The sequence below is a fragment of the Streptomyces sporangiiformans genome (genome assembly GCF_005768555.2).
GTDB lineage: Bacteria > Actinomycetota > Actinomycetes > Streptomycetales > Streptomycetaceae > Streptomyces > Streptomyces sporangiiformans.
Genome location: NZ_VCHX02000137.1, coordinates 20,064 through 33,004 on the forward strand (window position 1 = coordinate 20,064; position 12,941 = coordinate 33,004).

Genomic DNA, 12,941 nt, shown 5'->3' on the forward strand with positions numbered 1-12,941 from the left:
CGGCGATGTCTGATGCGCGTGGAATGTCCGCGACGTCCGCTTTTTCGGGGATGGCGAGAGTGGACCCCGTGGTGTTCAGGGCCGCCTGCCCCGACTGCCGCGCACGCCTCGAACTCGCCGCGGGCGCCCTGCGCCTGGCGATCGGTGCCACGCCCCGGACCACCTTCTACTCCTTCACGTGCCCGGAGTGCGGCGCGGCGGTGCGCAAACCGGCCGGCGAGCGCATCGTCGAACTCCTCACCGGCGGAGGGGTGCGGACGCTGCGACTGCACTCGACGGTCTAGGCTCGGCGCATGTTCTGGCCGATGCTCGCGATCGCTGTGGGTTTCCTGGGAATCGCCGTCCTCGGTGTCCTCGCCGTCCGGGTCTTCCTGGAGGCCGAGCGCCTGGGCAGGCAAGTCACCGATTCCGCGCGGCGCATCAATCGCGCCGCCGAGGACCTGGAACGAGCCTCCGCGAGCGCGGCACGCACTGTGGATTCCCTGTGACTCGTCCCGGCTGGGCGCTTTGGGGCAGTCTGCCCTGTCAACTTCGCAGGGTCGGCAGGTACTCTGCTGGACGCGGCCCGGAGAACGAGGCGCGGGCCGCGAACTGGGAGTACGCACAGGGATTGCCCAGCGTTCACCCCTGAGCGTTACGATCGCTGTCTGTACGACCCTCGGACAGGTGTCCGACGGGTCGGACGGCAACCCACCCACGCCGCCTCGGTGAGAAGGTAAAGACTATGTTCGGAAGGCTCGGAGCCCCCGAGATCATTCTCATCCTCGTCGTCATCATCCTGCTGTTCGGCGCGAAGAAGCTTCCGGACATGGCTCGCTCCCTGGGCAAGTCCGCCCGCATCCTCAAGAGCGAGGCCAAGGCGATGAAGACGGAGGGCCAGGACAACAGCGCCGCCCCGTCCGCTCCGCCGCACGACGACCAGCAGACCCCGGGCCAGCGCACCATCCAGGCGGCGCCCGGCGATGTGACCAGTTCCCGCCCGGTCAGCGAGCCGACGGACACGACCAAGCGCTGACGCAGGGCCGGTGACCGCCGGCCCGCTGCACGAGATGGGAACGTGGGTTGCTCAAGTCTGCCCGCAAGAAGGAAGAGAAGGATCCGGAGGGGCGGATGCCCCTCGCGGAGCACCTGCGTGAGCTTCGCAACCGGCTCGCGAAGGCGATGCTGGCCATCGTCGCCGTCACGGTCGTCGCCGCCTTCTTCTACAACGACATCATCAACTTCTTCACCAAGCCGATCCTCGACTCGGTCGGCTGTGGGAAGTCCTTCGAGCAGCTGGCGAAGTCGTCCGACGACACCACCTGCGCGCAGATCACCATCAACGGTCTGCTCACCCCCTTCACGCTGGCGCTGAAGGTGTCTCTCATGGCGGGCGTCGTGCTGGCCTCGCCGATCTGGCTCTACCAGCTCTGGGCGTTCGTGGCGCCCGGTCTGCACCGGAGCGAGAAGAAGTACGCGTACGCGTTCGTCGCCACGGGCGTCCCGCTGTTCCTCGGCGGTGCCTTCTTCGCGTACAAAGTGCTGCCCACCACCGCGAAGGTCCTGATCGAGTTCACGCCGTTCGGCGTCGACAACCTGCTGCCACTGGACGACCTGCTCGACCTCGTGACACGCATGGTGATCGTCTTCGGCCTCTCCTTCGAACTGCCGCTGCTCCTGGTCATGCTCAACATGACCGGAATGATCACCGGCAAGCGCATGGCAGGCTGGTGGCGCGGCATGATCATGGGCATCACGGTGTTCGCCGCGATCGCCACGCCCAGCACGGACCCGCTGACGATGATGGCGCTCGCCGGTCCGATCTGGATCCTGTACTTCGCCGCCACCGGCTTCTCGCTGCTCAACGACCGCCGCCGGGCCCGCCGCGAGGCAGAGGGACCGGACGACGACGAGGCGTCCGAACTCGACCTCACGCCTGACGACATCGGCGAGATCGAGTCCGTGTCGGCCAGCCGCGCGCTGCCGGCGCAGGCGGACTCCGAGCGGGACCATGACCGGGTCAACGGGTACGACGATGTGACCTGAAACACGGACGACCTGGGACGGTCCAGGCCGTGGCCGGCGAGTCAGCCTTAGGGGTGCGCCGGTGCCGAGCCCTCGGCACCGGCTTTCAGCTCCCGGAGGCGAACGGTACGCAGCGCCGGATCCGGATATTGATCGTCCTGTTGTCAGTGGTGGCCGGTAGTCTCGAAAGCACGATGACAGAGGACCTCTCACCGGCCGAGCGGTACGCGGCAGCACGGAAGCGTGCTGTCGAGCAGGCCACCGCGCTCGCGTCCTTCCGCGAGATGTACGACTTCGGCCTCGACCCCTTCCAGATCGAGGCCTGCCAGGCCCTCGAGGCCGGCAAGGGGGTGCTGGTGGCCGCGCCCACCGGCTCGGGCAAGACGATCGTCGGCGAGTTCGCCGTCCACCTCGCCCTCCAGCAGGGCAAGAAGTGCTTCTACACCACACCCATCAAGGCGCTGTCGAACCAGAAGTACGCCGACCTGGCGCGCCGTTACGGCGCCGAGAAGGTCGGCCTGCTCACCGGCGACAACAGCGTCAACTCCGACGCACCGGTGGTCGTGATGACCACCGAGGTGCTGCGCAACATGCTCTACGCGGGCTCGCAGACCCTCCTCGGACTCGGTCACGTCGTCATGGACGAGGTGCACTACCTCTCGGACCGTTTCCGCGGCGCCGTCTGGGAGGAAGTGATCATTCACCTCCCCGAGTCGGTGACCCTGGTATCGCTCTCGGCGACGGTGTCCAATGCGGAGGAGTTCGGGGACTGGCTCGACACCGTCCGCGGCGACACCCAGGTGATCGTCTCCGAGCACCGTCCTGTGCCCCTGTTCCAGCACGTGCTGGCCGGACGCCGCATATATGACCTGTTCGAGGAGGGCGAGGGCCACAAGAAGGCCGTCAACCCCGACCTCGCGCGTCTGGCCCGCATGGAGGCGACGCGCCCCTCGTTCCAGGACCGCAGACGGGGCCGCGCCATGCGCGAGGCCGACCGTGAGCGCGAGCGGCGCCAGAGATCACGGGTGTGGACACCGGGCCGCCCCGAGGTCATCGAGCGGCTCGACGCCGAGGGGCTGCTGCCCGCCATCACGTTCATCTTCAGCCGCGCGGCCTGCGAGGCCGCCGTCCAGCAGTGTCTGTACGCGGGCCTCAGGCTCAACGACGACGAGGCACGCCTGGAGGTCCGCGCCCTCGTCGAGGAGCGCACGTCCTCCATACCGGCCGAGGACCTCCACGTCCTGGGCTACTACGAGTGGCTCGAAGGCCTGGAGCGCGGCATCGCGGCCCACCACGCGGGCATGCTGCCGACGTTCAAGGAGGTCGTCGAGGAGCTCTTCGTACGCGGCCTGGTCAAGGCCGTGTTCGCCACCGAGACCCTCGCGCTCGGCATCAACATGCCCGCACGTTCGGTGGTGTTGGAGAAGCTCGTCAAGTGGAACGGCGAACAGCACGCCGACATCACACCCGGCGAGTACACCCAGCTGACCGGCCGGGCCGGCCGCCGTGGCATCGATGTCGAGGGCCACGCCGTCGTGCTGTGGCATCGCGGCATGAGCCCGGAGCACCTCGCGGGCCTGGCGGGCACGCGCACATACCCGCTGCGCTCCAGCTTCAAGCCCTCGTACAACATGGCGGTGAACCTCGTCGAGCAGTTCGGCCGGCACCGCTCGCGCGAGCTGCTGGAGACGTCCTTCGCACAGTTCCAGGCCGACAAGTCGGTGGTGGGCATCTCGCGACAGGTGCAGCGCAACGAAGAGGGGCTGGAGGGCTACAAGGCCTCCATGACCTGCCACCTGGGGGACTTCGAGGAGTATGCGCGACTGCGCCGCGACCTCAAGGACCGCGAGACCGAGCTCGCCAAACAGGGGGCGGCGCAGCGGCGTGCGGAAGCGGCCGTGGCGCTGGAGAAACTCAAGCCCGGCGATGTGATCCACGTGCCGACCGGCAAGTTCGCGGGGCTCGCGCTGGTCCTCGACCCCGGCCTGCCCGCCGGGCGTTCCAACGGTCACCGCGGCTTCGAGCACCACGACGGACCGCGGCCGCTCGTGCTCACCGCCGAACGGCAGGTCAAGCGGCTCGCGTCGATCGACTTCCCGGTGCCCGTCGAGGCGCTGGAGCGGATGCGGATTCCGAAGTCGTTCAACCCGCGCTCGCCCCAGTCGCGCCGCGATCTGGCCTCCGCGCTGCGGACGAAGGCCGGGCACATCGTGCCCGACCGGCACCGCAGGAAGCGGGCCGAGGCCGCGGACGACCGCGAGATCGCACGGCTGCGCACCGCGCTGCGCGCACACCCCTGCCATGGGTGCAGCGACCGTGAGGACCATGCGCGTTGGGCCGAGCGCTACCACCGGCTGCTGCGCGACACCTCGCAGCTGGAGCGACGCATCGAGGGGCGGACGAACACCATCGCCCGCACCTTCGACCGGATCGTCGCGCTCCTGACCGAGCTCGACTATCTGCGCGGCGACGAGGTCACCGAGCACGGCAAGCGACTCGCCCGGCTCTACGGTGAGCTGGACCTGCTCGCCAGCGAGTGCCTGCGCGCCGGCGTCTGGGAGGGCCTCGCGCCGGCGGAGCTGGCGGCGTGCGTCTCGGCGCTGGTGTACGAGGCGCGGGTCGGCGACGACGCACTGGCACCGAAGGTGCCGTCCGGCAAGGCGAAGGCCGCGCTCGGTGAGATGGTCCGCATCTGGGGCCGGCTCGACGCGCTGGAAGAGGACTTCCGGATCAGCCAGACCGAGGGCGTCGGTCAGCGCGAGCCCGACCTGGGCTTCGCCTGGGCCGCCTACGAGTGGGCCTCCGGCAAGGGCCTCGACGAGGTGCTCCGCGAGGCGGACATGCCCGCGGGTGACTTCGTGCGGTGGTGCAAGCAGGTCATCGACGTGCTCGGCCAGATCTCGGCGGCGGCGCCCGCCTCCGGGGCGGGCTCGACGGTGGCGAAGAACGCGCGCAAGGCCGTGGACGGTCTGCTGCGCGGGGTGGTGGCCTACTCGTCGGTGGGCTGAGCTCGGCGGTGGGCTGATCCTGGGCACTGATCTCGGGGACTGATCTTCGGCACTGATCCTGAGGCCGATCCGCGAGAGCTTGTGCACGAGGGCTGGTGCGCCGAGGATGGCGCACCGGTCCGCACCAGTTCCCGCGTCAGCCGCCGTCAGTCGCCGAGCGACTCCAGATACGCGCGCCAGCCCCCGTACCCGGTGATGTCCCGTGCCGTGCCGAGCGCGTCCGGCTCACACAGGAAACCGGGTACGTCGCTGCCGTCGGCGAGCATGACCCGGCCCAGCGCCATCGGCCGCGGCAGTGCGGCGACGAGCCGGCCGAGCCCCTCGGCGGGCAGCCGCCACACCTCGGCCTCGATCGCGGCGCCGCCCGCGCCCACGTGGACCAGGCCCGGTTTCGGCGGGTCGGTGGCCAGGGCGTGCAGCCGATAGACGGGTGCCGTCCCGGTCGTACGCTCCAACTCGGCGCCCAGCGCGAGAAGCTGACCGTTCAGCGGCTGGCCCGACAGGTGTGCGCCGACCACGGCGACCCGGACCGGAGGCACGGCCAGCGCACAGGCCATCAGGGCGAGACGTTCGTCGGTGAAGGCCGGACCGATCAGCATGACGCCGAAGGGCAGACCGGCCACCTGGCCCGCCGGAACGGCGACGGCGGCCAGGTCGAAGAGGTTCGTGGAGTTGGTGAAGCGGCCGAGCCGGGCGTTGGCTCCCAGGGGGTCGGCGGCGACCTCGGCGAGTGTGGGGTGACCGGGCGCGGTCGGCAGGAGCAGGGCGTCCGCGTCCGCGAACTCGGCCAGTGCCCGCGTGCGCAGGGCTGCCAGCCGGTCCTGGTCGGCGAAGAGCCGGTGAGCCGGGATGTCCCGGGCGCGGGTGATGATCCCGGCGACCGTGGGGTCCAGCCCCTCACCACCCTCGGAGATCAACTTATCGACAAAGCTCCCCACGGCCGTGTAGCGCTCGGCCACGAAGGCGCCTTCGTAGAGCATCGCCGCGGCCTCGGTGAAGGGGGCGAGGTCAAGAGTGCGCAACTCGGCGCCCGCGGCGCGCAGTTGGGACACGGCCGCTTCGTACGCCTGAGCCCAGCCCTCGTCCATTTCGCCGAGCTGCTCCTGGGGCGGGACGGCCACGCGCCAAGGCCCTGGGGCGCGCTGAGGGAGCGCGGGCAGTGCCCGGCCGGGTGGGGAGGCCATGTGCGCCAGGGCCCTTTCCGCCTCCGGCAGGGTGCGGGCGAAGACCGTCACGCAGTCCAGGGATGCGCAGGCCGGGACCACGCCGTCGGTGGGGACGAGGCCCCGGGTGGGTTTCAGGCCGACGATGCCGTTGAACGCGGCCGGTACGCGTCCGCTGCCCGCGGTGTCCGTGCCCAGCGCGAAGTCCACGATGCCGAGCGCTACCGCTACGGCTGAGCCGGAGCTGGAGCCGCCGCTGATTCTGTGCGGGTCGATGGCGTTGCGCACGGCGCCGTGGGGGGAGCGGGTGCCGACGAGGCCTGTCGCGAACTGGTCCAGGTTCGTGGTGCCGAGGACGATCGCGCCGGCCGCGCGGAGGCGGGCGACCGCGGGGGCGTCTGCCTCCGGCTGGTACGCGTAGGAAGGACATCCGGCGGTGGTGGGCAGGCCCGCTACGTCGATGTTGCCCTTTGCGGCGAACACGCTGCCCGCGAGGGGGAGGTGTTCGCCTGCGGCTACCCGGGCGTCGATCGCCCGGGCCTCCGTCTCGACCTCCGCGCCGGGGCGCAGGTCGATCCAGATCTCGGGGCGGTTTGCGGCCTCTATGCGGGCGTAGGCCGACTGGACTCGGGTCAGGGAGGGGGACGACATCCGTGCTCCTTGCGCTGGGGTTTCGTGCTCGACCGCGGCCCGGTGGGTGGTGTGTGCCCACCCGTTCCGCCCTGCGGAACGCCTGCCCACACACCACCTGTCAGCTCGCTGGTGCGAGCACCATCAGTGCTGTGCCCGCTTCCACCTGGGCGCCCGGCTTGGTGAGGATCTCTATGACCACGCCGTCCATCGGGGCGTGCACCCTGGACTCCATCTTCATGGCCTCCAGGGCGAGTAGGGGTTGGCCGGAGGTCACCTCGTCGCCCTTGGCGACGTTCAGCTGCCATACCGAAGCGGCGAACTCGGCCTCGACGAGGCGGCCACCCGGCGGGACCGTGACCTGAGCCGATGCCGGGGCCGGCGCGGAGGCCGCCTCGGCGCGGGTGAACTCGCCCGCCGCCTCCCACGCGTCCCGTTCGGCGGAGAAGGCCGCGACCTGGCTCGCCCTGAACTCGGCGATGGAGTCCGCGTTGTCGGCCAGGAACGCCTCGTACTCGGCCAGCGAGAAGACACCCTCTTCGATGAGCGGCACGAAGCGTCCGGAGACGATGTCGGCCCGGAGGGTCAGGAGCTCATCCGCCTCCACCGGGTACCACTTGATCCGGTCGAAGAAGCGCAGCAGCCAGGGCGAGCCGGGCTCGAACGCGCCCCGCTGCTGCCACCCCGACCACACCTGCGTCGTGCGGCCCACGAACTGGTAGCCGCCGGGCCCCTCCATCCCGTACACGCAGAGATACGCCCCGCCGATGCCGACCGAGTTCTCGGCCGTCCAGGTGCGCGCCGGGTTGTACTTCGTCGTGACCAGGCGATGGCGCGGGTCCAGGGGCGTGGCCACCGGTGCGCCCAAGTACACATCGCCCAGACCGAGGACCAGGTACTCGGCGTCGAAGACCGTCCGGTACACGTCCTCCACCGAGTCCAGGCCGTTGACGCGGCGGATGAACTCGATGTTCCACGGGCACCAGGGCGCGTCGTCGCGCACGCCCGCCATATAGCGGGTGATCGCCTCGCGGGTGGCCGGGTCGTCCCAGGAGAGGGGGAGGTGGACGGTCCGGGACGGTACGACCAGCTCGTCGGTGGCGGGCAGCGTGGCGGCCACCGACCGTACCGTCGCAAGGAGTTGGTGCTGCGGCAGGCGGTGAGGGTCGGTCCGGATCTGGAGAGAGCGGATGCCCGGCGTGAGGTCCGTGACCCCGTCGAGACGGGCCTCGGCCACAGCCTCCATCAGCGCGTGCACCCGCATGCGCAACGCCAGGTCCAGTTGCATGGGCCCGAACTCGACCAGCAGGTTGTCGTCGCCGCTGCGGCGGTACGTCACGTCGCCGTCCCGCGCGAGCACGCCGCCGTCCACGATGTCGGGCCGTGGTGCCCCGTTCCCGTCCACCGGCGCGAAGCGCACCGTGTCGCCGGGGCGCAGCTGACCGAGCTTCCAGCGTTCCGCACTGATGATCGTCGCCGGGCACACGAATCCGCCGAGGGAGGGTCCGTCGGGGCCGAGCAGTACCGGCATGTCGCCCGTGTAGTCGACGGCGCCGACGGAGTAGGGCGTGTCATGGATGTTGGACGGGTGCAGGCCCGCCTCGCCGCCGTCGGTGCGCGCCCAGCGTGGCTTCGGACCGACCAGCCGTACGCCCGTGCGTGCCGAGTTGAAGTGGACCTTCCACTCGGCCGCGTAGAAGTCGCGTATGTCGTCGTCGGTGAAGAACTCCGGTGCGGCGTGCGGGCCTTCGAGCGCAGCGATCCGCCACTGGGCGCCGAACACCGGCCGTTCCGCCTCGGGCACCGCCGCACCCTTGGGTGCGACCGCGCCGCCGTGCAGGACGTCCCCTGTGCGCAGCGCCCGCCCGCCGTGCCCGCCGAACCGGCCGAGCGTGAATGTCGACGCGCTGCCGAGGAACGCCGGCACGTCGAGGCCGCCGCCCGCGAAGAGGACGTATGTGCGCAGGCCGTGTCCGGCCGGGGGACCGACCTCCAACAGGGCGCCCGCGGGGACCGTCACCGGCTCCCATTGCGGGACGGCAAGACCCTCCACGGAGATCGGCGCCGGAGCACCTGTGACGCACACCGTCGTGGTGTGCGTGAACCTCAACGCCGGTCCCTGCAAGGTGCATTCGAGCCCTGGCGCGCCCTCGTCGTTGCCGAGCGCACGGTTGCCGAGCCGGAAGGACAGGTCGTCCATCGGGCCGCACGGAGGCACGCCCACCTGCCAGTAGCCGTTGCGGCCGGGCCAGTCCTGGACCGAGGTGAGCGTTCCGCCGGAGACCACTTCGATGCGGGGCGTCGGGTCGAGGACGCCGGCGAGGGTCGCCGTCGAGTGTCCGGCGGCCAGGAACGACGGCTCCGCGAGAGCGGCCCGCACCAGCCCGAGGTTCGTCTCGATGCCGTCGACCCGGGTTCCGGCCAGTGCCTCGTCCAGTCGGGCCAGCGCCTGCGCACGGTCGGAGCCGTACACGACGATCTTCGCGAGCAGGGGATCGTAGGCCGTGGTGACTTCGGTACCGGTCTCGACCCAGCCGTCCACGCGTACGTCCCGCGGGAACGCCACCTGGGTCAACAGGCCGGCGCTGGGCCGGTGTTCGCGCGAGGGGTCCTCCGCGTACAGGCGGGCCTCCATGGCGTGACCGTGCGGGGCCCCCGGGTCGCGTACGACCTCGGCGTCCCCGCGTGCGAGACGCAGCATCCACGCGACGAGGTCGACGCCGTAGATCTCCTCGGTGACCGGATGCTCCACCTGGAGGCGGGTGTTGACCTCGAGGAAGTACGCCTCCTCGCGCGTCGCGTCGTAGACGAACTCGACCGTGCCGGCGGAGCGGTAGCCGACCGAGGAGCACAAGTCCCGGGCGGAGGCCGACAGTTGCTCGCGCACGTGCGGGGGGAGCCCGGGCGCAGGGGCCTCCTCGACCACCTTCTGGTTGCGGCGTTGCAGAGAGCAGTCGCGGTCGCCGAAGGTGACGACCTTGCCCCGGCCGTCGCCGAAGACCTGCACCTCGACGTGGCGGGCGTGTTCGACGAGGCGTTCCAGGAAGACTCCGGCGGAGGAGAAGGACGCCGCGGCGACGCGCTGCACCCGATCCCAGGCCTCGGTCAGTGCGGTGGCGGAGCGACATGCCGACATACCGATTCCGCCGCCGCCACCGGTCGCCTTGAGCATCACCGGGTAGCCGATGCGGTCCGCGGCCGTCAGGGCTTCGTCCACCGAGGAGAGCAGACCCGTGCCCGGCGCGAGCGGCACGCCGGCCGCCTGTGCCGCCGCCCGGGCCGTGTGCTTCGCCCCGAACAGCTCCAGCTGCTCCGGGGTCGGTCCCACGAACACGATCCCGGCGTCCTCACAGCGCCGTGCGAACGCAGCGTCCTCGGACAGGAAGCCGTAACCCGGATGGATCGCTCCCGCGCCGCTGTCCTTGGCCGCCTTGAGCAGCAGGTCGGCGTCGAGGTACGACTCCTTCGCGGGCGCGGGACCGAGCCGTACGGCCTGGTCGGCGAGCCGGACGTGGGGCGCGGAGCGGTCGGCGTCGGAGTACACGGCGACCGTGCGCAGGCCGAGCTCGCGTGCTGTGCTGATGATGCGCACGGCGATCTCGCCGCGGTTCGCGACGAGCAGCGTGTCGAAGCTCATGCCGGGTCCGCCTCGGTGCCCGCCCCGGTGCCCGTCTCGGTGTCCGTCCCGGTGACGGTCATCTCCACCGCTGTCGGGTCGAAGCCGTTGCACGGGTTGTTGATCTGGGGGCAGTTGGAGACGAGGACGAGCACGTCGCGCTCGGCGCGCAGGGTCAGCGCGAGGCCGGGGGCGGAGATGCCGTCGACGATGCCGAGGGTGCCGTCCTTCTCGACGGGTACGTTCATGTACCAGTTCACATTCGAGACGAGATCGCGCTTGCCCAGGCCGTACTTGGCGCCTTCGGCGAGGAAGTTGTCCACGCAGGCGTGCTGGGACCAGGTGTGGTGGCCGTACCGGAGGGTGTTCGACTCCTTGGAGCAGGCGCCGCCGACCGTGTCGTGCCGGCCGACGTCGTCGGCGACGACGGTCATCAGCGGGGTGTGCTCGTTGGACATGAGCACGCTTCCCGTGGTCAGGAAGACGTTGCCCTGCGCGTGGATCGTGTCGGGGGCGCTGTAGCGGACGGATGTGTCGTGGGCGTCGTACACGAGGAAGTCGACGGCCTGGTTGCCGTACAGGTCGGTGATGGTGAGCGTCTCGCCGGTGCGTATCACGGACGACCAGGCCGCCCTGGCCGGAACGACGGTCTTCATGCGATCCCCCTCGCGGCGAGGAACTCGGTGGTGTTGAGGAACGCGCGGCGGCCCTCGGGGGTGGCCTCCCACAGCGGGGCGCCGGGCTTGGTCGCCTCCGAGCGCCAGGCGAGCACCTCCAGGGGGGTGCTCACGTAGTCGGTGCGCGGGTCGGCGGGATGCGGCACGTTCGCGATCAGGACGGTCACGTCCTGCTCGGTGCGCAGGGTCACGTCGGCGCCGGGGCCGGCGGAACCGGCGAAGTCGAGGGCGCCGTCGTCGCGTACCTCCACGCCTTGGAAGAAGGACAGCGACGGCGGGAGATCCCGGGGCGCCAGCCCGTTCTTCGCGGCGGCCAGTTTGAACAGTTCGCGCCCGGCGGGGGACGGGGACTGCGGCGTCCCGTCACCGTACCGCTCAGTGTTCCGTACGAGGGTGGAGGTGCCGCACAGTGCGTCGTGCCGCCCGGAGGTGTCGGCGATCACCGAGGCGAGCACCCGACCTTGGTCGGAGAGGAGCAGCCGGTCCTCGCCGAGGTAGGCGTTCCACTGGATCTTGACCGTGTCCGCCACGTTCAGGCGCTCCCAGGGCCGGTCGGCGGCGAACAGGAGCAGATGCGCGCAGGCGTCGCCCCTGAGGTCGGTCAGCCGCAGCTCCGTGCCGCGGGCCAGCACCTTGTGCGTGTAGTTGCCGCCCGCCACCGTCTCCGCCCACACCAGATGGCCCGCCTCGCAGGGCGGCGCGGGCCAGGTGTTCGCCGGGACCACGGGCATGGCCTCGGCGCGGGTGCCCTGCTGGGCGCGGGCGTGTGCTCGGGCTCCGTAAGTGGTCGCTGTCGCCATCGCGGGACCTCCGGCTCGGCAGTGGTCGGTCATGTCCGTCCGTCATTTCTGTCGCCCGACAGAAATTAGGAGTCGGGCGGGTCGTCGTCGTTGCCCGGTGGTTGCGGACCGGTTACCGATGTCTCACCGAGATCGCCGTCCGGGGTGGTGTGCGAGGATCGAACGCATGGGGTCCAGTGGGCGACGAGTGGGCAGGCCGCGCGCCGAGCGGCGACCGGACAGCGGCCTCTCACCGCGGGACGAACTCCTCGCGGCCGCCGCCGAGTTGTTCACGACGCGCGGGTACGCGGCCACGACCACCCGTGCCGTCGCCGAGCGGGCGGGTATGCGGCAGGCCTCCATGTACCACTACGTCTCCGGCAAGGAGGAACTCCTCGCCGACCTCCTGGAGTCCACCGTCACGCCCTCGCTGGCCTTCGCCCGGCAGCTCCTCGCCGAGGACGTGACCCCGGCCGAGGACCGGCTGTGGGACCTGTGCCGTACGGATGTCGAGCTGCTCTGCGGCGGCCCGCACAACCTCGGCGGGCTCTATCTGCTGCCCGAGGTGCGCGCCGAACGGTTCGCCGGCTTCCATGCTGTACGGGCCGAACTGAAGGACGCCTACCGTCAGTTGATCGCCGCGACCGAGACGGGCGGCGCGCTCGCCAAGAGTGAGCTGGATCTGCGGACGGATCTGGTCTTCGGGTTGATCGAGGGCGTCATCCTGGTCCACCGCTCCGACCCGGACCGGCCCGTCTCGGCCTTCGCCGACGCCACGGCGGACGCGGCGCTGCGCATCGCGGGCGTCTGACCGGGTATGCCTGGCGTGGGGAGCCGGGCGGAAATCTGAGCCCGAAGCCGTGGCCCGACCCTTTCCGGTGAGGGGTTTTCGTACGCCCATGCGTCATGACGCAGTGTGTGCGAATGATGTCTGAGCGTGTAAATGGAACCGAGCGTACTCCCGCCGCGAGGACGATTTCAGGTGCTCGCCGAATATGACATGGCGATGATCCGGTCGGACTAAGCTCGCCCGCGGCGCACCGAGTTGCGGTGTATTCGTGCGC

Annotated in this window: 10 protein-coding genes; 6 read left to right on the forward strand and 4 right to left on the reverse strand. The window is 70.5% G+C overall.

Going from position 1 to position 12,941, the window contains the following annotated elements; translation table 11 throughout:
• The first annotated feature begins 5 nt into the window (after positions 1-5).
• The 5 genes from FGD71_RS20255 to FGD71_RS20275 all read left to right on the forward strand — a co-directional run bounded on the left by FGD71_RS20255 (position 6) and on the right by FGD71_RS20275 (position 5,012).
• Complete coding sequence (locus FGD71_RS20255; protein ID WP_119101889.1) at positions 6-284, forward strand: hypothetical protein; 279 nt, start codon at positions 6-8, stop codon at positions 282-284.
• A gap of 9 nt (positions 285-293) precedes the next feature.
• On the forward strand, positions 294-488 hold the full coding sequence (locus FGD71_RS20260) for a hypothetical protein (RefSeq protein ID WP_119101890.1): 195 nt from the start codon (positions 294-296) through the stop codon (positions 486-488).
• A gap of 236 nt (positions 489-724) precedes the next feature.
• Positions 725-1,015 (forward strand): Sec-independent protein translocase subunit TatA, encoded by a 291-nt coding sequence (gene tatA, locus FGD71_RS20265; RefSeq protein ID WP_119101891.1) that lies wholly within the window; start codon positions 725-727, stop codon positions 1,013-1,015.
• 47 nt (positions 1,016-1,062) lie between these two features.
• The gene (gene tatC, locus FGD71_RS20270) at positions 1,063-2,025 is read left to right on the forward strand and encodes a twin-arginine translocase subunit TatC (RefSeq protein WP_119101892.1); all 963 of its coding nucleotides are present in this window, start codon (positions 1,063-1,065) and stop codon (positions 2,023-2,025) included.
• Positions 2,026-2,198: 173 nt separating this feature from the next.
• A complete protein-coding gene (locus tag FGD71_RS20275) occupies positions 2,199-5,012 on the forward strand; it encodes a DEAD/DEAH box helicase (protein ID WP_181359242.1) in 2,814 nt (937 codons plus the stop codon).
• A 146-nt stretch (positions 5,013-5,158) separates the two neighbouring features.
• Here FGD71_RS20275 and atzF read toward each other — a convergent pair whose 3' ends face one another.
• The 4 genes from atzF to FGD71_RS20295 all read right to left on the reverse strand — a co-directional run bounded on the left by atzF (position 5,159) and on the right by FGD71_RS20295 (position 11,898).
• Complete coding sequence (gene atzF, locus FGD71_RS20280) at positions 5,159-6,826, reverse strand: allophanate hydrolase (protein WP_119101894.1); 1,668 nt, start codon at positions 6,824-6,826, stop codon at positions 5,159-5,161.
• Between the two features lie 100 nt (positions 6,827-6,926).
• On the reverse strand, positions 6,927-10,442 hold the full coding sequence (locus FGD71_RS20285; RefSeq protein WP_119101895.1) for a 5-oxoprolinase/urea amidolyase family protein: 3,516 nt from the start codon (positions 10,440-10,442) through the stop codon (positions 6,927-6,929).
• Complete coding sequence (locus FGD71_RS20290) at positions 10,439-11,077, reverse strand: urea amidolyase associated protein UAAP2 (protein ID WP_119101896.1); 639 nt, start codon at positions 11,075-11,077, stop codon at positions 10,439-10,441. Before FGD71_RS20290 ends, FGD71_RS20285 begins: the two co-directional genes overlap by 4 nt.
• Complete coding sequence (locus FGD71_RS20295) at positions 11,074-11,898, reverse strand: urea amidolyase associated protein UAAP1 (RefSeq protein ID WP_119101897.1); 825 nt, start codon at positions 11,896-11,898, stop codon at positions 11,074-11,076. Before FGD71_RS20295 ends, FGD71_RS20290 begins: the two co-directional genes overlap by 4 nt.
• Positions 11,899-12,064: 166 nt before the next feature.
• Between FGD71_RS20295 and FGD71_RS20300 the strand changes: the two genes are divergently transcribed.
• Positions 12,065-12,688 (forward strand): TetR/AcrR family transcriptional regulator, encoded by a 624-nt coding sequence (locus tag FGD71_RS20300; RefSeq protein WP_119101898.1) that lies wholly within the window; start codon positions 12,065-12,067, stop codon positions 12,686-12,688.
• Positions 12,689-12,941 lie beyond the last annotated feature (253 nt).

Excerpts from the sequence above, each read along its gene's own strand:
- FGD71_RS20255 (WP_119101889.1), top strand. The coding sequence starts at position 6 with ATGTCTGATGCGCGTGGAATGTCCGCGACGTCCGCTTTTTCGGGGATG.
- FGD71_RS20260 (WP_119101890.1), top strand. The coding sequence starts at position 294 with ATGTTCTGGCCGATGCTCGCGATCGCTGTGGGTTTCCTGGGAATCGCC.
- tatA (WP_119101891.1), top strand. The coding sequence starts at position 725 with ATGTTCGGAAGGCTCGGAGCCCCCGAGATCATTCTCATCCTCGTCGTC.
- FGD71_RS20275 (WP_181359242.1), top strand. The coding sequence starts at position 2,199 with ATGACAGAGGACCTCTCACCGGCCGAGCGGTACGCGGCAGCACGGAAG.
- atzF (WP_119101894.1), bottom strand. The coding sequence starts at position 6,826 with ATGTCGTCCCCCTCCCTGACCCGAGTCCAGTCGGCCTACGCCCGCATA.
- FGD71_RS20285 (WP_119101895.1), bottom strand. The coding sequence starts at position 10,442 with ATGAGCTTCGACACGCTGCTCGTCGCGAACCGCGGCGAGATCGCCGTG.
- FGD71_RS20290 (WP_119101896.1), bottom strand. The coding sequence starts at position 11,077 with ATGAAGACCGTCGTTCCGGCCAGGGCGGCCTGGTCGTCCGTGATACGC.
- FGD71_RS20295 (WP_119101897.1), bottom strand. The coding sequence starts at position 11,898 with ATGGCGACAGCGACCACTTACGGAGCCCGAGCACACGCCCGCGCCCAG.
- FGD71_RS20300 (WP_119101898.1), top strand. The coding sequence starts at position 12,065 with ATGGGGTCCAGTGGGCGACGAGTGGGCAGGCCGCGCGCCGAGCGGCGA.